Annotated in this window: 19 protein-coding genes; 6 read left to right on the forward strand and 13 right to left on the reverse strand. The window is 66.7% G+C overall.

Features of this window, described 5'->3' with window-relative positions:
- The first annotated feature begins 10 nt into the window (after positions 1–10).
- From BCR55_RS19570 to BCR55_RS19580, 3 genes are all read left to right on the forward strand, one after another.
- A complete protein-coding gene (locus tag BCR55_RS19570; RefSeq protein WP_065495524.1) occupies positions 11–1,252 on the forward strand; it encodes an amidohydrolase family protein in 1,242 nt (413 codons plus the stop codon).
- Positions 1,253–1,393: 141 nt separating this feature from the next.
- On the forward strand, positions 1,394–2,302 hold the full coding sequence (locus BCR55_RS19575; RefSeq protein WP_065496678.1) for a LysR family transcriptional regulator: 909 nt from the start codon (positions 1,394–1,396) through the stop codon (positions 2,300–2,302).
- Between the two features lie 126 nt (positions 2,303–2,428).
- Positions 2,429–3,061: a LysE family translocator gene (locus BCR55_RS19580; RefSeq protein WP_065495527.1), complete on the forward strand. Its 633-nt coding sequence runs from the start codon at positions 2,429–2,431 to the stop codon at positions 3,059–3,061.
- Between the two features lie 99 nt (positions 3,062–3,160).
- Here BCR55_RS19580 and BCR55_RS19585 read toward each other — a convergent pair whose 3' ends face one another.
- From BCR55_RS19585 to BCR55_RS19620, 9 genes are all read right to left on the reverse strand, one after another.
- Complete coding sequence (locus BCR55_RS19585; RefSeq protein ID WP_065495528.1) at positions 3,161–5,023, reverse strand: methyl-accepting chemotaxis protein; 1,863 nt, start codon at positions 5,021–5,023, stop codon at positions 3,161–3,163.
- A 129-nt stretch (positions 5,024–5,152) separates the two neighbouring features.
- Positions 5,153–5,809, reverse strand: coding sequence for an OmpA family protein (locus tag BCR55_RS19590; RefSeq protein WP_065495529.1), 657 nt, complete (start codon positions 5,807–5,809; stop codon positions 5,153–5,155).
- A gap of 40 nt (positions 5,810–5,849) precedes the next feature.
- Positions 5,850–6,614 (reverse strand): flagellar motor protein, encoded by a 765-nt coding sequence (locus tag BCR55_RS19595; protein ID WP_006397961.1) that lies wholly within the window; start codon positions 6,612–6,614, stop codon positions 5,850–5,852.
- Between the two features lie 26 nt (positions 6,615–6,640).
- The gene (locus tag BCR55_RS19600; RefSeq protein WP_006411526.1) at positions 6,641–7,882 is read right to left on the reverse strand and encodes a cyclic nucleotide-binding domain-containing protein; all 1,242 of its coding nucleotides are present in this window, start codon (positions 7,880–7,882) and stop codon (positions 6,641–6,643) included.
- Positions 7,883–8,171: 289 nt separating this feature from the next.
- Entirely contained in the window at positions 8,172–8,312 is a 141-nt protein-coding gene (locus tag BCR55_RS33110) for an HHHH-motif protein (RefSeq protein WP_012467807.1), read from the reverse strand.
- A gap of 134 nt (positions 8,313–8,446) precedes the next feature.
- The gene (locus tag BCR55_RS19605) at positions 8,447–9,214 is read right to left on the reverse strand and encodes an ABC transporter ATP-binding protein (protein WP_006397959.1); all 768 of its coding nucleotides are present in this window, start codon (positions 9,212–9,214) and stop codon (positions 8,447–8,449) included.
- 31 nt (positions 9,215–9,245) lie between these two features.
- A complete protein-coding gene (locus tag BCR55_RS19610; protein ID WP_065495532.1) occupies positions 9,246–9,959 on the reverse strand; it encodes an ABC transporter permease in 714 nt (237 codons plus the stop codon).
- Complete coding sequence (locus BCR55_RS19615) at positions 9,956–10,645, reverse strand: ABC transporter permease (RefSeq protein WP_059936812.1); 690 nt, start codon at positions 10,643–10,645, stop codon at positions 9,956–9,958. Before BCR55_RS19615 ends, BCR55_RS19610 begins: the two co-directional genes overlap by 4 nt.
- Before the next feature lie 63 nt (positions 10,646–10,708).
- Positions 10,709–11,482, reverse strand: a complete 774-nt coding sequence (locus tag BCR55_RS19620; protein ID WP_006397956.1) for an ABC transporter substrate-binding protein — start codon at positions 11,480–11,482, stop codon at positions 10,709–10,711.
- Positions 11,483–11,870: 388 nt separating this feature from the next.
- Between BCR55_RS19620 and hutC the strand changes: the two genes are divergently transcribed.
- On the forward strand, positions 11,871–12,566 hold the full coding sequence (hutC, locus tag BCR55_RS19625; RefSeq protein ID WP_006397955.1) for a histidine utilization repressor: 696 nt from the start codon (positions 11,871–11,873) through the stop codon (positions 12,564–12,566).
- Positions 12,567–12,591: 25 nt separating this feature from the next.
- Here the strand turns inward: hutC and BCR55_RS19630 are convergent, their stop codons facing one another.
- Entirely contained in the window at positions 12,592–13,767 is a 1,176-nt protein-coding gene (locus BCR55_RS19630; protein WP_065495534.1) for a glycosyltransferase, read from the reverse strand.
- 90 nt (positions 13,768–13,857) lie between these two features.
- On the opposite strand from BCR55_RS19630, the gene BCR55_RS19635 reads away from it, so the two are divergent.
- Both BCR55_RS19635 and BCR55_RS19640 read left to right on the forward strand, forming a co-directional pair.
- The gene (locus BCR55_RS19635; RefSeq protein ID WP_065495536.1) at positions 13,858–14,514 is read left to right on the forward strand and encodes a TetR/AcrR family transcriptional regulator; all 657 of its coding nucleotides are present in this window, start codon (positions 13,858–13,860) and stop codon (positions 14,512–14,514) included.
- Positions 14,515–14,696: 182 nt separating this feature from the next.
- Positions 14,697–15,050 carry a hypothetical protein gene (locus tag BCR55_RS19640; RefSeq protein WP_006397952.1) on the forward strand — a complete coding sequence of 118 codons (354 nt, stop codon included), beginning with the start codon at positions 14,697–14,699 and terminating at the stop codon, positions 15,048–15,050.
- 28 nt (positions 15,051–15,078) lie between these two features.
- Here the strand turns inward: BCR55_RS19640 and BCR55_RS19645 are convergent, their stop codons facing one another.
- From BCR55_RS19645 to BCR55_RS19655, 3 genes are all read right to left on the reverse strand, one after another.
- The gene (locus tag BCR55_RS19645) at positions 15,079–15,930 is read right to left on the reverse strand and encodes an alpha/beta fold hydrolase (protein WP_065495538.1); all 852 of its coding nucleotides are present in this window, start codon (positions 15,928–15,930) and stop codon (positions 15,079–15,081) included.
- A gap of 184 nt (positions 15,931–16,114) precedes the next feature.
- On the reverse strand, positions 16,115–16,360 hold the full coding sequence (locus BCR55_RS19650) for a DUF3717 domain-containing protein (protein WP_006404271.1): 246 nt from the start codon (positions 16,358–16,360) through the stop codon (positions 16,115–16,117).
- A gap of 203 nt (positions 16,361–16,563) precedes the next feature.
- Complete coding sequence (locus BCR55_RS19655) at positions 16,564–18,108, reverse strand: amino acid permease (protein WP_065495540.1); 1,545 nt, start codon at positions 18,106–18,108, stop codon at positions 16,564–16,566.
- Positions 18,109–18,326: the final 218 nt, after the last annotated feature.

The following is an 18,326-nucleotide window of genomic DNA, read 5'->3' on the forward strand; positions in this document are numbered from 1 at the left end:
ATCTTTCTCCATGACCATTACCGTGCTTCAGGGCGGCAACGTGCTCGACCTCGAACGAGGCGTGTTGCTCGAACATCATCATGTCGTGATCGAGGGCGAACGAATCGTCGAAGTGACCGATCGGGCGGTGGACTTTCCGAATGCGCAGGTGATCGATGTGCGCGGGAAGACCGTCATGCCGGGATTCATCGATTGCCACGTGCACGTGCTGGCTTCGAATGCGAATCTCGGCGCCAATGCGACGCAGCCGAATATTCTCGCAGCGATTCGATCGTTGCCGATTCTCGATGCGATGTTGTCGCGCGGGTTTACCAGCGTGCGCGATGCCGGGGGCGCGGACTGGGGATTGATGCAGGCGGTCGACACCGGACTCGTTGCGGGACCGAGGATTTTTCCGTCGGGGAAAGCGTTGTCGCAGACGGGCGGGCACGGGGATTTTCGGCCTCGCGGCGATTTGCTCGAGCCCTGTTCCTGCTGCTTTCGCACCGGGGCGATTGCACGTGTCGTGGACGGCGTCGAAAGCGTGCGGCTCGCCGTGCGCGAAGAGATCCAGAAAGGCGCAACACAGATCAAGATCATGGCTTCCGGCGGCGTTGCGTCGCCGACCGATCCGATCGCCAACACGCAATATTCCGAGGACGAGATTCGCGCCATCGTCGACGAAGCCGAGGCCGCGAATACTTACGTGATGGCGCATGCGTACACGGGGCGCGCGATTGCCCGTGCCGTGCGATGCGGCGTGCGGACGATCGAGCACGGGAATCTCGTCGACGAGGCGGCCGCGCAGCTCATGCATCAGCACGGCGCGTTCGTGGTGCCGACGCTCGTGACGTATGACGCGCTTGCCAAACATGGCGCTGCGTTCGGGCTGCCGGCCGACTCCGTTGCGAAGGTGGCATCCGTGCAGCAGAAAGGACGCGAGTCGCTCGAAATCTATGCGAAGGCCGGCGTAAAGATGGGGTTCGGCTCGGACCTGCTCGGCGAAATGCACGCGTTTCAGTCGGGCGAGTTTCGGATCCGCGCGGAAGTGCTCGGGAATCTTGAAGCGCTCAGGTCGGCAACGACCGTGGCAGCCGAAATCGTCAATATGGCGGGACAACTCGGCGTCGTGGCGGCCGGTGCCATGGCCGACCTCGTCGTACTCGATGGCAATCCGCTCGACGATATCGGCGTCGTGGCGGGCGAAGGCGAGCATATCGCCTGTGTGCTGCAGCGCGGGAAGCTCGTGAAGGCGCGCAACGGCGGCCGTTAATGCGTCGTTCGTGACACGCACGCACACGACATCCCTCGCCGCGCTTACGGCCGCTTCCCGCGTCGTCGCGTCCCTTCAATATAATTCATGACGTGCCGCCATCTCATGCGCGGCCCACATGCATCGATCGAAGGGATTCAGATGACGCTCGCCCAGTTGCAGGCGCTCGCCGCCGTGGTCGAACTCGGCTCGCTGACGGCGGCCGCCGACCGGCTCAACCGCAGTCAATCCGCGATCAGCCATGCGCTGACCGAACTTGAAGACCTCACAGGTGTGAAGCTACTCATGCGCGACCGCCAGCCGGTCGCCCTGACCGCGGCCGGCGAACGTCTGTGGCCATACGTGCGGAACGTGGTGCGCGAAGCGCAGACGCTGCGCCAGCAGTTCAGCCTGTCGCGCGGCAGGCTCGAAGGACGGCTGGTGGTCGCGTCGCTGCCGAGCGTGTCGCTCGCGTTCGTCGCGCCCGCGCTCGAGGCGCTGAAAGCGATGCATCCGGGCGTGTCGGCCGTGCTGCTCGAAGGCACCGACACGGAAGTCGAAGCATGGACCGACGAAGGCACCGCCGATGTCGGCGTGGTGGCGGGCAGCAAGACGTTCGCGAACCAATTGCCGCTGCTCGACGAGGATTTCGTCGCGGTCGCGGCGGCCGGCAGCTTCGACGGGCGCAAGAGCGTGTCGGCAAAACACCTGTCCGCGCTGCCGTTCATTTTCTCGAAGGCCGGCTGCGGGCCCGTGATTGCGGATTACTTTGCGCGCGGCGGCGTGCCGCTTCGCGCCGCGTTCAACGTGGTCGAGATGCGCACGATCCTGTCGATGGCCGAGGCCGGCATGGGCGTATCGATCGTGCCGCGCATCACGCTCACTTACACGCCGTTCGCCGGCCGCGTACTGACGCTCTCGCCGAAGCTGCAGCGTTCGGTGCGGTTGGCGTGGAATCGAACCGGCAACGCGGTGACCGATGAGCTCATCAGGCTCGTCGCCGAGCAGCGCGTGAAGGCCGGCACGGCAACCCGGAAACGGGCATCGAAGCGGGCCTCAAAAGAAAAGTAGTGCTCCAATGCGGGATGAAAAGCGCTCATGCGGGGCTTGCAGATTATTCACGCCAGATGCCCGCGATATGCAATACATTGCACGGAGCCTGTCGACCCGACTTTCCCCGCACCGAAGGAGACCGCCGTGCCGCCGATGTCCACCCTGCTCGCTTTCGGACTCGTGTCGCTCGGCATGGTCCTGACGCCCGGGCCGAACATGATCTACCTGATCTCGCGGTCGATCTGCCAGGGTCGACGTGCAGGCCTGGTGTCGCTCGGCGGCGTGGCGCTCGGGTTCGTGTTCTACATGTTTTGCGCGGCGTTCGGCATCACCGCGCTCGTGCTGACCGTGCCTTACGCGTACGACGCATTGCGCGTCGCCGGCGCGCTGTATCTCGCGTATCTCGCCTGGCAGGCGCTCAAGCCCGGCGGACGCTCGGCGTTCCAGGTCCGGCAGTTGTCGCCCGATAGCCGCCGCAAACTGTTCACGATGGGCTTCGTCACGAACCTCACGAATCCGAAGATCGCGGTGATGTATCTGTCGCTGCTGCCGCAGTTCATTTCACCGGGACATGGCAGCGTCCTCGCGCAATCGCTCGCGCTCGGCTGCGTGCAAATCGCGGTGAGCGTCAGCGTCAATGCGCTGATCGCGAGCATGGCGGGGTCCATCGCGGGATTTCTCGCGCGCCGGCCGGCCTGGGCACTGGCGCAGCGCTGGCTGATGGGCACGGTGCTGGCCGGCCTCGCGGCACGCATCGCGCTCGAATCGCGCAGCTAGGAAGACGCGCGCTTCCATACGCCGTGATGTAAAACGGCCGCCGTGATGCCACGGCGGCCGCTCTCCGGAAACGCGCGACGTTACGCCGTCGCGCGACGCTCACTCGTCCACCTTGAACGCCGAAACCAGCGTCGTCAGCTCCGCCGCCTGCTGCCGCAGGCTTTCGGCCGCGGCGGCGCTTTCCTCGACCAGCGCCGCGTTCTGCTGCGTCATCTGATCGAGCGACTGCACCGCGTCGCCGATCTGATCGATGCCCGCGCTCTGCTCGAGGCTCGCCTCCGCGATCTCGCTCATCATCGCGCTCACGCCCTGCACTTGCGCGACGACATCGCTCATCACGCGGCCCGCTTCGGTCACGAGCTTCGATCCGACGTCGACCGTGCCCGCGCTGTGCTCGATCAGCGCCTTGATTTCCTTCGCGGCCTGCGCGCTGCGCTGTGCAAGGTTGCGCACCTCCGACGCGACGACCGCGAAGCCGCGCCCCTGCTCGCCTGCGCGCGCCGCCTCGACGGCCGCGTTGAGCGCGAGAATGTTGGTCTGGAACGAGATGCTGTCGATCATCACGATGATCTCGGAGATCCGCTGCGACGCATCGCTGATCTGCTGCATCGTGCTGACCACTTCGCCGACGACCTGCCCGCCCCGCGCGGCCGTCTCCGATGCGCCGTTGATCATCTTCGCGGCGGTCGTCGCCGTCTCCGTGTTGTTGCGCACGACGGCCGTGATCTCCTCCATCGACGACGCCGTACGTTCGAGATTGCTCGACTGTCCTTCGGTCCGCTCGCTGAGATCGGCGTTGCCGGACGCGATCTGCGCGGAGCCCGTCGCGATCGACGCCGATGCCGCGCGAATTCTGTGCACGAGCGTCGACAGCGACGACACGAAGCGGTTGAACGCCTCCGACAACTGTCCGATCTCGTCGGCGCTCTCGACCGTCATCCGGCGCGTGAGGTCGCCCTGGCCGCTCGCGATTTCCGACAGCAGCGTCGCCGCACGACGAATCGGGGCCGCGATCGCGCGGCCGACGAACCAGATCACGACGAGCGCGACGCCGAGCCCGACGACGGCCGCGACGAGCGCCGCACTGTGGATCGCGCGCGTGACGGGCCCGAGCAGTTCCGCCTCCGGCACTTCGACGACCACGTACGCGTTCAGCTCGGGCACGAACGACGTCGCGATGAATCGCTCGCCGCCGTCGCCGGCGTAGCTCAGGTAAGCATACGGCTTGCCGGCGAGCAGTACCGACGCTGCGCCGTCGGGCAGGCCCGGCGTGTCCTTCATGAAATGCTTGCCGTCGATCAGCGACGTATCGCGATGCATCATGATCGCGCCGTCCGGCCGCACCAGATACGCGAAGCCCGTTTCGCCGATCCGGTAGGCGGCGATCCCTTTCGCGAGCGCGTCGACGGACAGGCTCATGCACGCGGCGCCGATCGGCGCGCCGTCGAGCTCGATGCGGCTGTTGATGAACATCATGTAGCCGCCGACCGTCACCTCGTGATCCATGTGCACTTCGAACGGCGCACCGGACTGCAGGAAGCGCGTGAGCCACTGATCCTGATCGGTCACCTTGCGCTGCAGGCCGGCTTCGTTGTAGTAGTTGCCGCTCTTGACCGACACCCATTGCACCGATGCGGCCTTCTGCTCTTCCTTCACGTTGCGCGCGAGCTGAATCCAGTTGCGCGTGCCCGCGTCGGGCTCGCCGTCGGCTTCCCACTGCAGCAGGAACGCATCGCGCGCGAGGATGCGCGACGCCGCGATCGGCCCGGCCAACTGCCGCTGCACGTCCGCGCGAATGCCGTTGACGGCCGTCGGCAGCTCCTGATGGACGACGCGATCGCGCACGGCATCGCCGATCAGACGGATGCTGAGCCCGCTCGAGATCGCGACGAAGACGAGCAGGCAGCTCGTCATGCTGAGAATCAGCTTGTTCTGAATGGACAGCTTGCGCCAGAAATGCATGAAAAACCCTCGATGAACCGCTCGTGTGAGCCAGTTCGGGTTATCGGCATGCGGGCGCCGAACCCCATTGCTGAATTTCGATGTTCGTCATATCGGATCGCTTATGTCGTCGACATGCCGGTGCCGGCATCAGTACGCGACGAAGATCGTCACGCGGCGATTGCGTGCGCGCGACGACGCGTCGTCGCCCGCGACGAGCGGCTGCGTATCGGCGCGGCCGACGGCCGCGAGCCGATGCGGCGCGATGCCCCGCTCGGCGAAATAGCGGACGACCGCCCCCGCACGCGCGGACGACAATTCCCAGTTCGATTCGTACTTCGCGTTCGCGATCGGCACGCTGTCGGTGTGCCCTTCGACGAGGATGTCGCCGGTCGCGTGCGAACCGAGCGCCTGCGCGATCCGCTCGAGCACGGGCAGCGCATCCGGCAGCAGGTGCGCATCGCCGACATGAAACAGTATCCCGGCGTCGATGCCGATCTCGATCCCGTGCGGCGCTTGCACGAGCGAGATGCGGCCGCCAGCCTTCAGCGCCTCGAGCTGCGCGACCCATGCCGGCACACGCGCAGGCGCCTGCGGCTCGGCCGTGCGCGCGACCGCATCGTCAAGCCGCGCGCGCGTCCGCTCGCGCGCGTCGAGCGCGTTGACTTTCGCGAGCTGCAGCACGTACAGCGCGAGAAACAGCACCATCAGCGTCGTGATCAGATCGGCGTACGAGATCAGCCAGCGTCCTGACTGCGTGCCTTCGGCGTCGTCGTCGTCGCGCTCGGCGTCGGTTCGTGCGTTCATCGCCGCGCTCCCGGTGCGCACGCCATCGCGATTGCGCGCGTCATGCGAGCGACTCCGCGGCGCGCGTCCGCACGTCGCCGGTCAGCCGCGTTTCGATCGTATGCGGCGACTCCTTGCGCGAGATCGCGAGCAGCCCGTCGAGATACAGCTTGCGAAACCGCAGCTCGCTGTCGACGTGCGCACGCAGTTTCCCGTACAGCGGCAGAAACACCAGATTCGCGAACGCCAGGCCGTACAGCGTCGCGACGAATGCGACCGCGATGCCGGGCCCGAGCTGCGCGGGTTCGAGAATGTGGCCCGTGACCTGGACGAGCCCGAGCACCGAGCCGAGAATCCCGAACGTCGGCGCATAGCCGCCCGCCTGCTGCCAGACGCGTGCGGCCGCGAGGTGGCTGCGCTCGTACGCATCGAGTTCGCGTTGCAGCGCATCCTCGATCACGGCCGTCGACATGCCGTTCGCGAGCAGTTCGAGCCCGCGCCGCGCGAACGGATGAATGCCGGTCACGTCCATCGATTCGAAGGCGAGCAGCCCCTCGAGCTTCGCGCGGTCGCCCCATTCGAGCAGATCGGACAGATGCTTGCGATCGGCGGCCGTCGCGCGCACGAACGCGAGCCGCAGCTGCTTCACCGCATCGACGAAGCGCGCCCACGTGTTCTGGATCATCACCGCGCCGAGCGTGCCGCCCAGTACGATCACGAACGCTTCGAGCTGAAACAGCGTCGCCAGATGTCCGCCTTCGAGCGTGAAGCCGAATACGATGGCCGCGCCGCCGAGCAGCACACCGGCCAAGGTCAACAGATCCATGTCGTTTCTCCCTGTTCCGATGCGCGTCAGGCGCCCGATTCCGGCGTCGGCACCGCGCCGGCGGCCGGCGCCTTCGCCGCGCGCACCGCGTCGAGCAGACGCCGCTCGATGTCGTCGACTTCGACCGGATCGACCTTCAGGTCGCGGCGCATCACCCACGACACCTCGTTGCGCCGCACTTCGGTCATCACCGAAAACAGCCGGTCGGCCACGGCGCGATCGTCGACATTCGCGATCAGCTTCGCGAGGTCGTACGTATCGAATGCGCTGACGATCTCGAACAGCGTGCGCTGATCGACCCACACGAGATCTTCGAGTGCACGCACGTCGGCCGAGCGCCGCGCATCGCGCCGCGAAAAATATGCGACGCCTTTGCGTTCGACGAAGCTCAGCACCTTCGACTTGCGGAACGCGAACACGTCGTCGGCGATTTCGCCGTGCGCGAGCTTGTTCAGCAGCAGCTTGCGGTCGACGCCGATCAGCGATTCGAGATCGGCGAGCTCGATCAGCTCCAGTTCGCTGTTGATCGACAGGTCGAGATCGTGATCGGCGACCTGCTGCGCGCGATCGACGATGCGCGCCGCGTCGAACGTGACGACCTGACGCGCGTCGGCCGACGCCGAATGCTCGAGCGCGACGCCGCCCGCTTCGACGGACGCGGCTTCGATCGTCACGAGGTTCAGCTTTTCCATGCGGCGCAGCATCGCCATCACGTGCGGACGCGAATGGCCGGCAATCGCCCGGCATTTGCGGATCACGTCGACGAGCGGCACCGAGGCCTGCTCCGCCTGCACGTGCAGCGGCCGGCGCGCCCACGTGTCGCCCGTCTCGCGCGCGGTGCCGTCGCCCATCAGCGCGAGCACGTGCGCATACGACAGCACGCCCGGCATGAAGTCGGCATGCGTGTAGGTCGCGAGCTGATCGTCCTTGCGCTTCACGCGGCGAATCGACGTGCGCACGATATGGCGCAGCAGCGCCGATACGCGCTCGATCTCTTCGTCGAGCACGCTCGTCGGCACGACGGTGAGCTGGCAGAACGACAGCGCCTTCGCGGTATGCGCGCGCGGCTCGACCGCGAGCAGCGCGGCTTCGCCGAAGAATTCGCCGCGCCCGAGCGTCGCGAGCACGACGCGCTGGTCGTCGCAGCGCGTGGATAGCTCGACCTTGCCGTCGGCGATCAAGAAGATGACGGGTTCGCCGGCGTAACCCTCTGCGTAAATGATTTCGCCGGGCGCGGCCGTACGCGTCCACGATTGCTGACGATTCAAGTCTGATTCCCCTGCTGCGCTGATTGTTGTCGGCCGCACGTCGCGTGTTCAGACACGTCGATCGTCAGTCGTCCCCGTGGCCCCGTTTACGTCATCGGCGCGCGCGTTCTTTAGCGGAATTGCGCGCGATTCGGCGCGGTCTCGACGTCAAACGTTTGCGCGGCCGGCAGCGTGCAGCGTGCGGCGCGACGTTGAAAGCCCGGTGTCAGTTGCGGCAGGGAAAGCGCGCGCCGTCACGCGACTGCGCGCTTCGTGCGCGACGGCCCGGTGTGCACCGGGCCGTGCGTCGTCAATGCACCCAGCGGCACATCCGATGATGGTGGTGGTGATCGAAATGGCACACGCGGTGCGCGTGGGCTTCGGCAAGTGCCGGCGCGAGCACGGCACAGGCGACTGCGGCGGCGGTGAGGATCTTCGCGATGCGTTTCATGGTCGTCTCCCGATCGAGTCAGCCGGGCGATCCGGCTGCTATCCGGTTTAACGCGGCAAGGGGGCAGTCGGTGCACCGCCGCCACCCGCGATCGACGCCATGCGGCGTCGGGGCGACACAAGCTTTCGTCGCGCTTACTTGAGACGTCCCGACAGGAATTGTCCGAGCCGTTCGCTTTTCGGGTTGACGAGAATCTGCTGCGGATCGCCCTGCTCCTCGATCTTGCCCTGATGCAGGAAGATCACATGATTCGATACGTTGCGCGCGAAGCCCATCTCGTGCGTGACGACGACCATCGTGCGGCCTTCTTCGGCGAGCGCCTGCATCACCTTCAGCACTTCGCCGACGAGCTCGGGATCGAGCGCCGACGTCGGCTCGTCGAACAGCATCACCTCGGGCTCCATCGCGAGCGCGCGCGCAATGGCGACGCGCTGCTGCTGGCCGCCGGACAGATGCGACGGATACATGCCTTCGACGCGCGCGGGCAGGCCGACCTGCTCGAGATACTTGCGGGCGCGCGCGACCGCTTCGTCCCTTGCGATCCCGAGCACCGCGATCGGCGCTTCGATCACGTTCTCGAGCACCGTCATGTGCGCCCACAGATTGAAGTGCTGGAACACCATCGCGAGCTTCGTGCGCATGCGCTGCAGCTGCTTCGGATCGGCGACGCGCAGCGAACCGCTGCTATCGCGCACCGTGCGGATCGGCTCGGTGCCGATCGTGATCTGCCCCGAGCACGGCTGCTCGAGAAAGTTGATGCAGCGAAGAAACGTGCTCTTGCCGGAGCCGCTCGAGCCGATGATGCTGATCACGTCGCCGGCCTTCGCCTTCATCGTGACGCCCTTCAGGACTTCGTTGTCGCCGAACTTCTTGTGCAGGTCCTCGACGATGAGCTTGTACATGCGTGTGTTTCCTTTCGAATGCGTGAACGTGTCAGTGGCTGCGCGGCGACAGGTACGCAAGCCAGCGCGCCTCGAGCTTGCGGAATGCCCAGATCAGCGCGAACACGACCACGGCATAGATCACGGCCGCGATCCCATACGCCTGGAACGACATGTAGGTCGCCGAGTTCACGTCGCGCGTGACTTTCAGGATGTCGGGCACGGTCGCGGTGAACGCGAGCGTCGTCGCGTGCAGCATCAGGATCACTTCGTTGCTGTAGCTCGGCAGCGAACGGCGCAGCGCGGACGGCAGGATCACGCGCGCATAGAGCTTGAAGCGCGACATGCCGTACGCCATGCCGGCCTCGATCTCGCCGGACGGCGTCGCCTTGATCGCACCCGCGAAGATCTCCGTCGCGTACGCGGCCTCGTTCAGCACGAACGCGAGCAGCGTGCAGTTCATCGCGTTGCGGAAGAACGCATCGAGCAGCACGTGGTCGTGCACGACCTGCAGGCTGTAGATGCCCGTGTAGCACATCAGCAGCTGCACGTAGAGCGGCGTGCCGCGGAACACGTAGGTGTAGAGCCACACGGGCCCCGAGATCCAGCGATTCGACGAGGCGCGCGCGATCGCGAGCGGCACCGCGAGCGCGAAGCCGAGCACGATCGACACGACGAGCAGCCACAGCGTGATTGCGAGGCCGCTGAAGCGGTAGCCGTCGGTATAGAGATAGTGCTGCCAGTACTGGCTGACGAGTTCGATCACAGTGCAAGCCTCCGGACGCCGACCGAATAACGCTTCTCGAGGTGGTGCAGCACGACGTTCGACACCGTCGTGATCGCGAGGTAGATCGCACCGGCCGCGAGCGTGAAGAAGAAGAAATCGAGCGTGCTCTTGCCGGCGTCCTGCGACGCCTTCACGACGTCCGCGAGGCCGATGATCGACACGAGCGCGGTCGCCTTCACGAGCACCTGCCAGTTGTTGCCGATGCCCGGCAGCGCAAAGCGCATCATCTGCGGAAACAGGATGCGGCGAAACACGCGCCAGCCGCCCATTCCGTACGCGAAACCCGCTTCGAGCTGACCGCGCGGCACCGCGAGGAACGCGCCGCGGAACGTTTCGGTGAAGTAGGCGCCGTAGATGAAGCCGAGCGTCACGACGCCGGCGAAGAACGGATCGATGTCGATCTGTTGCCAGCCGAGCAGGTCGGTCACGTTGTTCAGCAGGATCTGGATCCCGTAGAACAGCAGCAGCATCAGCACGAGGTCGGGCACCGCGCGGATCAACGTCGTATAGAACGTGCCGATTGCGCGCAGCACGCGGTTCGTCGACAGTTTCGCGGCCGCGCCCGCGAGGCCGAGCAGCAGCGAAGCGGCGAGCGACAGTACCGCGAGCTTCACGGTCTCGACCGTACCGGCCCACAGCAGCGGGCCAAATCCCTGGAAAATCATGTCGGTTCCATCCGGAAAGACGTGCGGCGCGCGAGGGCGTATGCCGCGCGCGCCGCCGCGGCGTCAGCCGCCGTAGACGTCGAACGCGAAATACTTCTTCTCGAGCTTCCTGTACGTGCCGTCCTTCAGCATCGCGGCGATCGCCGCGTCGATCTTCGCTTTCAGGTCGGCGTCTTCCTTGCGCAGCCCGATGCCCGCGCCGTTGCCGAGCGTCTTCGGATCGTCGAGGTTGCCGCCCGCGAACGCGAAGTTCGCGCCGCGCGGCGTCTTCAGGAAACCGAGATCGGCCTGCACGGCGTCCTGCAGCGCCGCGTCGAGGCGGCCCGACATCAAGTCCTGATACACGCCGTCCTGGTTCTGATACGGGACGACCTGCACGCCCTTCGGCGCCCAGTACGCCTTCGCGTACGTCTCCTGGATCGTCCCCTGCTCGACGCCGACCGACTTGCCCTTCAGCGACTCGGCGCTCGGCTGCAGCCCGGCACCCTTTTTCGCGACGAGCCGCGTCGGCGTGTTGAACAGCTTGTCCGAGAACGCGATCTGCTCGGCACGCGCAGGCGTCATCGACATCGACGACAGCACGCCGTCGAACTTCTTCGCCTTCAGCGCGGGGATCATCCCGTCGAAGTCGTTTTCGACCCACACGCATTTCGCCTTCAGCCGCGCGCAGATTTCGTTGCCGAGATCGACGTCGAAGCCGACGACCTTGCCGCTCGCGTCCTTCGATTCGAACGGCGGATAGCTGGCGTCGACGCCGAAGCGGATCGTCGACCAATCCTTCGCATGCGCGCCGACGGCGATGCACGCGAGAGCGACACTGAGCACGAGTTTTTTCATGGCGTTCCTGTAAGTGGCCGAGCCCCGCAGATGCGCGCGGCATCTGCCCCAACCCGCGGCGCGCGATCGTCGCGGCGCCGAAGTTGTACATACAACTTTGCCTTTTGGCGGCTCGCCCGCGCAATCCGTGTTTATCTCTAGTCGCCGAACAGGCGCGCCTTTCGAATGAATTTCCTTTTATTTCAAAATGATACGGATGCATGACGCACGCTCGCCGCCGCTTGTCGGAAAAATAGGCAGATCGAGCACGCTTGAGCTTTCTGTCTAGACATGTTTCACCGCCGGCCCGCCGCTATGTCCCTTTCAGGTACGCAAGGCGATTCGAAGCTTGTCTATACTTGACGGCGCGGCGCGCAGCGCCTTCCGCCGCCTCTTGAACAACGACGCAATGACCACACCGATCTATCAGGAAATCAAGGACTTCATCCTCGCGCGCATTCATGCCGGCGAATGGGCGGAGGGCGACCAGGTGCCGTCGGAGAACGAGCTCGCGCGCGAGTTCAACGTCGCGCGCATGACCGTGAACCGCGCGCTGCGCGAGCTGACGGCCGAGCAGGTGCTCACGCGCACGCGCGGTTCCGGCACGTATGTCGCGTCGCCGAAATACGAGTCGACGCTCGTCGCGATCCGCAGCATCTCCGACGAAATCGCCGCGCGCGGCCACGCGTATCGCGCCGAGGTGCTCGAAGTCGGCGCGGCCGTCGCCGACGCCAAGCTCGCCGACGAACTGCAGCTCGACGCAGGCAGCCCGATCTTCCACTCGCGCGTGCTGCACTTCGAGAACGACACGCCCGTGCAGCTCGAGGAGCGCTGGGTCAATCCGGCCTGCGCGCCCGAGTACGCGCTGCAGGACTTCACGACGACCACGCCGAACCAGTACCTGACGCGCGTTGCGCCGCTGCAGCGCGTCGAATACCGGATCGAAGCCGCCATGCCCGGCGCGGAAACGCGCCGCCGGCTCGCGATGGACGACCGCGAGCCGTGCCTGATGCTGCATCGGCGCACGTGGTCGCAGGGGATGGTCGCGTCGGTCGCGAATCTCTGGCATCCGGGCAGCCGCTACCGGTTCACCGGACATTTCTGAGCGGGCGCGTGCCGCCCGTCGGGCATCAACGCCTGAGCGCGCGCGTCCAGCGTTCGATCGCCTCGACCGCGCGGGTGAGCCCGTCCTCGCCGGCGATGCGCGCGCCGAGCGCCGCGGCGCGCGAGCGCGTGTCCTCGCGCTCCGCGAACGCGATCGCATGCGCGAGTGCGGTCGCCTGCACGCGGCCGCCCGGCACGGCGCCGGCCGCGACGCCGAGCCGCTGCAGCCGGTCCGCCCAGAAAAACTGATCGCCCGCGAACGGCACGACAACCGACGGAATGCCGGCGCGCGTAGCCGAATGCGAAGTGCCCGACCCGCCGTGATGAATCGCCATCGACGTGCGCGGCAGCATCGTCGCGTCGATCGCGCTCCAGCCCGGATAGAACAGCGCGCGCCTTCCGTCGAGCGCCGCCGTCAGCGCGGCGGCCATCGCGGCACGATCGAAGCCCGTCATGCTGCCGAAGCCGATATAGATCGGCCGCTCACCCGCATCGAGGAACGACGCGAGCGCGCGCGGCGGCGTCCATTCGCGCGTATCGACGCGCCACTGACCGACCGCGCGCACGTGGTCGGGCCAGTCCGCCGGCGTGGACAGCAGCGCCGGCGACACACCGTACAGCATCGGATGGTCGGTCCAGACGCGCCCGCGCGGCGGCAGCCCGCAGACGCTCGCGCGCGCAGCGTTCGTCGCGCGCCGGAACGCGTGCCACAGCAGCGCGTTCACGAGCCGGTGGCTCGCACGGTTCAGCCAGCGCGGCACGCGGCGCGGCGGCAGGAACGGCGAGCCGAACGCCGCGGTCGGCGTAATCGGGATCATTCCGGCGCCGATCGCCGGCACGTTCCGGTATTCCGCAACCGACAGACCGACGAACGCGGCGAGCCCCGACACGACGATCGCATCGCAGCCGGCCGACGCCTGCGCCAGCTCGTGCATCCACGCGGCCGTGTTCGCGGTCGCGATCGCCGCGAGCGCCTTCGACGTATCGCGGAATCCGCCCTGCCCGAGCACCGCGTCGGACAACGCGCCGCGAATGTCGCCGGACAGCACGGCAGAGGGCACGCCGAGCGCCTCGGCGCTCGCGAGCGTCGCTGCATCGGCAAGCAGCCGCACGTCATGGCCGGCATCGAGCAGCGCACGACCGAGCGCCGCGAGCGGACGCGTGTCGCCTTCGGTGCCATAGGTTGCAATCACGAGCTTCATCGGCGCTCCTCGTGCATCGCACGAATGGTGTCAGAAAAGTACACGTCGTATACTAATGCAATTCGTACACTTTCAGCGAAACGCTCCGCCATGACGCCACCGCCCGCCGATTCCGGCCGCCGCGCGCGCAAGCGCATCCAGATGCTCGCGCATCTCGCCGACACCGCCGTGCGCCTGTTCGACGCGCACGGCTACGATGCGGTGACGATGGAGCAGATCGCCGACGAAGCGGACGTCGCGAAACGCACGCTCTACAACCACTTTGCGACGAAGGAAGCCGTACTCGCGCACTGGCTCGAACGCGAACTCGCGCGCGATCTCGCGCACCTGCAGCGCGACGTCGCGCGGCGCAGGACGTTCGCGTCGCGGCTCGCCTGCGTGCTCGATGCGTCGGCCGCCTGGTGCGAGCAGCATCCCGCGCATCTGCTCGCGTATCTACGCCATCGGTTCCTGAGCATCGGTGCGACCGCACCGGAAAGCGGCGATCCGGGCGCCGGCGACATCGCGCCCGTCTGGCATCGACTGATCGCCGACGCGCAGCGCGCAGGCGAACTGAACCCGTCGCTGCCGGCCGACCAGCTCGCGACGTGGTTCCATCATCTCTATCTCGGCGCGATGCTGCGCTGGCTGACGGTGCCGGGGCTGTCGCTGAAGCAGGAATTCCGCGCGATCGCGAAGCTGTTCGTCGAAGGCGCGCAGGCCGCGCCGACTGCGCCGCGCGCCTCGCGCGCCGCCCCGGCGCGATGAGCGCACGTGGCGAGTCGCGCGCACCCGCTGTATCGGTCGCGACACAGGACCGATGCGAAAAGCGCCGCGCCGCAGTATGCTGACGACGTACGGCTGCACGGCGCGCGTCGGGCTCCCTCCGTATCGCGCGTTCTCGTGCCGCCGTCACGACCGCAATCCTGCGTCGCAAGGAGGGATTCGTGATGGCTACCACGCATCAGCATTTCCACCTCGAACTACGGCACGCCACTGCGCCGACCTATTTCATCAGCTACCTGTTCCCCGCGCTGCTGTTCGTGTACGAACTGCTGCGGGTGGGCCAGTGGATTCGCGATCACGGGATGCAGTTCGCCGCGTTCAAGCAGATGGGCTACGAGTTTCTGCTGATGCTGCTGTTCGTCGGACTGCAGATCGTCGTCGAGGCGATCTTTCTGCTCGGTGCCGCGATGCGCAAGGATCATCGCGACTTCGAACACCGCGTACCGAACGTGATTCTCGGGATCGGCTGCTCGATCGCGCTGCTCGCGATCGATCTCGCGATCCAGCTCGCGTTCTGATCCGGGCGGGCATCGCCCGCCCGTGCGCTTACGCGTGCGCGTCGCGCAGCAGCGTCGCGACGGCGGCCAGCACGTCGTCCGTGCGTTCGCGGTGCGGCATGTGTCCGCACGCACCGAGCATCAGGTACGACGACGGGCCCGCGACGCGCGCGGCGATCCGCTTCGGGTGCGCGTCGGAGCCGTATTCGTCCTGCTCGCCGTGAATCGCGAGCGTCGCGCAGCGCACGCGCGGCAGATCGTCGTCGAGGCTCCAGTCGCGAAACGCCGGCGACAGCCACGTGTCGACCCACGCGCGCAACACCCATTCGGCCTTGTCGCCGTGATAGCGTGCGAGCCGGTCCAGCTGGCCCGGTTCGTCGAACTGGCGGCCCGCGTCGCGAATGCCGTTCAGCGTGCGCGTCTCGACGAAGGCCTGTGCGGCCACGGTCACGAGCGCGCGGCAGCGGTCCGCATACGCGGCCGCGCAACCGACCGCCATCCCGCCGCCGACGCTGTGTCCGAACGCGACGAACGCGTCGACGCCGAACTGCTCGAGCACCGCGCGAAACGCGTGGTCGGCCTCGTCGCGCACGAAGGTCGTCGCGAGCGTGCCGCGGTGTGGGTCCGAGCGGCCGAAGCCGAGACGGTCGTACGCGATCACGTCGCGTTGCGTCGCGGCCGCGAGGCGTTCGGGAAAGTCGCGCCACAGCTCGACGCAGCCGAGCGAATCGTGAAGCAGGAGGATGGGAGTGGCCGGCTGAGGTGCGGCCGGCTGAGGCGCTGCCGGCTCACCTGCGGCGAGCGGAGACGCAGCCTCTTCCCGCCCGGCACGCCAGCGCTTCGCGAACAGACGCCCATGCGGCGTCTCGACATAAGTCTCCTCGGTGACGATATCGGTCATGTGTCGGTCGATGTGCGGGTGAGGCGGCCGCGCGCGGGCGGCCGGATCGAATCGCGTTCGATGGTGGCCTGCCGGCGCCCGTCGCGTCAAGCGCAGCACCGCGCGCGCCAAAACGAAACGGGAAGCGCAGCGCTTCCCGTTCGTTGCCCGACGACGCACCGCGCGGCACCGCGGCACGCTCGCGCTAGACCTCGGTCGCGTACAGCGCGTCGCGCTGCGCGTCGCTCAGCGAGTCGAGCGGCACGTCGGGCAGCCGATAGCAGATCATCGTGCCGTACAGCTCGGCCAGGCAGTTGCTGCCGGCGTCGAGTGCGTAGCCGTCCTCGCCGTCCGGCGCCGGCGGATACACGGTGCGCCACGCATTGATCGCGGCTTCGATTCGCACGATGGAAACGGGTTCGGTCTTCCGCTCGGCGGGTGATGCGCTCATGACTTCCTCTGGGTTGCGCGCTCCGCGGGCCGCGGCGGCCCGACGGAACGATGAAGACACCGGGCCGCGCCGGCCCGGCAGGGTCGGAAATATAACCGGCTTTGACCCTGCATAGAGAAAATCCGAGCAAAAAAAACGGGAAGCCTGGCGCTTCCCGTTTCGTCGTCCCGCACGGCGTCCGCCGCCGCGCGCCGCGCACGTCGTTATGCGGTTTCGTGCTGCGAGACCGGCTGCGCCTGTGCGCCGCGCTGCCCGTCGCGGTTCGCGGCGACCCACGGCGCGATTTCCATGTCTTCGTAGCGGACGAAACGGCTTTTCTTCACGAGCCGATAGCCGAGCCATACGACGAGGAACAGCGGGATGCCGACATAGGTCGCGACGACGCCCGCCCAGTCGATCCGGTTCGCGAGAAACGCCTGATAGTCCTGACCGAGCGCGATCACGATGCAGAGCACGAACGCGAACAGCGGGCCGAACGGGAACCACTTCGACTCGTACGGCAGTTGATCGACGCGGTAGCCCTGCTTCACGTAGCCCTTGCGGAACCGGTAGTGGCTGACCGCGATGCCGAGCCATGCGATGAAGCCCGTCATCCCCGACGTGTTGAGCAGCCACATGTAGACGGTCTTGTCGCCATAGAGCGACGTGAAAAAGCACAGCGCGCCGACCGCCGTCGTCGCGTACAGCGCATTGCGCGGCACGCCGCCTGCCGACAGCTTCGCGAACAGCTTCGGTGCGCGGCCTTCGGTCGCGAGGTTGTACAGCATGCGCGTCGACGCATACATGCCCGAGTTGCCGGCCGACAGCACCGCCGTCAGGATCACCGCGTTCATCACGCCGGCCGCGAATGCGAGGCCCGCGTGACGGAACACGAGCGTGAACGGGCTGACGCCGATGTCGGTCACATCGGTCTTCAGCAGGTTCGGGTCGGTGTACGGAATCAGCACGCCGATCACGAAGATCGCGAGCACGTAGAACAGCAGGATCCGCCAGAACACCTGACGCACCGCGCGCGGAATCGTCGTGCGCGGGTTTTCGGATTCGCCGGCCGCGACACCGATCAGCTCGGTGCCCTGGAACGAGAAGCCGGCGATCATCGCGACGCCCATCATCGCCGGCAGGCCGCCCGCAAACGGCGCGTCGCCGATCGTCAGGTTGCTCCAGCCGCCGTGCGGCGCGCCCTTCAGAATGCCGAAGATCATCAGCAGGCCGACGCCGATGAATGCGACCACGGTGACGACCTTGATCAGCGCGAACCAGTATTCGGCCTCGCCGAAGCCGCGCACGGTCAGCGCGTTCAGCAGAAACATCACGCCGAGGAACGCGGCGCTCCACCAGACGCCCGGCACGTCCGGGAACCAGTAGTGCATCACGAGCTGCGCGGCGACCAGCTCGACCGCGATCGTCACGGCCCAGTTGTACCAGTAGTTCCAGCCGAGCGCGAAGCCGAAGCCTTCGTCCACGTATTTCGCGCCGTACGTCGCGAACGAGCCCGACACCGGCATGAACGCGGCCATTTCGCCGAGACTCGTCATCAGGAAGTACACCATCAGCCCGATCAGCATGTAGGCGATCATCGCGCCGCCGGGGCCGGCCTGCGAGATCGACGCGCCGGACGCGACGAACAGGCCCGTGCCGATCGAGCCGCCGATCGCGATCATCGTCAGGTGGCGCGCCTTCAGCGCGCGGTGAAGCTTGGGTGGGTTCTCGGACGAACCGGGTCGGTCGGAATTCGGAAGTGCGGACATAAACGAGACGAACGTTGAGCGGACCGGCGGGAGCCGGAGCGGCGCATACGGAACCGGGAGGTGCGATGCGCGGCCTGCGATGCGGCCCCGATGCGCGTCGCGCCTGGCCGCCTGCGGCGAAGCGCGGATTCTACCTGATTCGTCGCAGGGACAGTTCGGGTCCGGCAGCGCCGCGTCATGCACACGCCTAACGGAATCAACGAGTTGCATGCGCGTCG

It is taken from the genome of Burkholderia sp. CCA53, assembly GCF_001685525.1.
Taxonomy (GTDB): Bacteria; Pseudomonadota; Gammaproteobacteria; order Burkholderiales; family Burkholderiaceae; genus Burkholderia; species Burkholderia multivorans.

Coding starts and splice junctions, on each gene's coding strand:
- BCR55_RS19645 (WP_065495538.1), bottom strand. CDS start 15,930: ATGACCGATATCGTCACCGAGGAGACTTATGTCGAGACGCCGCATGGG.
- hutC (WP_006397955.1), top strand. CDS start 11,871: ATGACCACACCGATCTATCAGGAAATCAAGGACTTCATCCTCGCGCGC.
- BCR55_RS19570 (WP_065495524.1), top strand. CDS start 11: ATGACCATTACCGTGCTTCAGGGCGGCAACGTGCTCGACCTCGAACGA.
- BCR55_RS19595 (WP_006397961.1), bottom strand. CDS start 6,614: ATGGATCTGTTGACCTTGGCCGGTGTGCTGCTCGGCGGCGCGGCCATC.
- BCR55_RS19630 (WP_065495534.1), bottom strand. CDS start 13,767: ATGAAGCTCGTGATTGCAACCTATGGCACCGAAGGCGACACGCGTCCG.
- BCR55_RS19575 (WP_065496678.1), top strand. CDS start 1,394: ATGACGCTCGCCCAGTTGCAGGCGCTCGCCGCCGTGGTCGAACTCGGC.
- BCR55_RS33110 (WP_012467807.1), bottom strand. CDS start 8,312: ATGAAACGCATCGCGAAGATCCTCACCGCCGCCGCAGTCGCCTGTGCC.
- BCR55_RS19650 (WP_006404271.1), bottom strand. CDS start 16,360: ATGAGCGCATCACCCGCCGAGCGGAAGACCGAACCCGTTTCCATCGTG.
- BCR55_RS19590 (WP_065495529.1), bottom strand. CDS start 5,809: ATGAACGCACGAACCGACGCCGAGCGCGACGACGACGACGCCGAAGGC.
- BCR55_RS19655 (WP_065495540.1), bottom strand. CDS start 18,108: ATGTCCGCACTTCCGAATTCCGACCGACCCGGTTCGTCCGAGAACCCA.
- BCR55_RS19640 (WP_006397952.1), top strand. CDS start 14,697: ATGGCTACCACGCATCAGCATTTCCACCTCGAACTACGGCACGCCACT.
- BCR55_RS19635 (WP_065495536.1), top strand. CDS start 13,858: ATGACGCCACCGCCCGCCGATTCCGGCCGCCGCGCGCGCAAGCGCATC.
- BCR55_RS19620 (WP_006397956.1), bottom strand. CDS start 11,482: ATGAAAAAACTCGTGCTCAGTGTCGCTCTCGCGTGCATCGCCGTCGGC.
- BCR55_RS19585 (WP_065495528.1), bottom strand. CDS start 5,023: ATGCATTTCTGGCGCAAGCTGTCCATTCAGAACAAGCTGATTCTCAGC.
- BCR55_RS19615 (WP_059936812.1), bottom strand. CDS start 10,645: ATGATTTTCCAGGGATTTGGCCCGCTGCTGTGGGCCGGTACGGTCGAG.
- BCR55_RS19605 (WP_006397959.1), bottom strand. CDS start 9,214: ATGTACAAGCTCATCGTCGAGGACCTGCACAAGAAGTTCGGCGACAAC.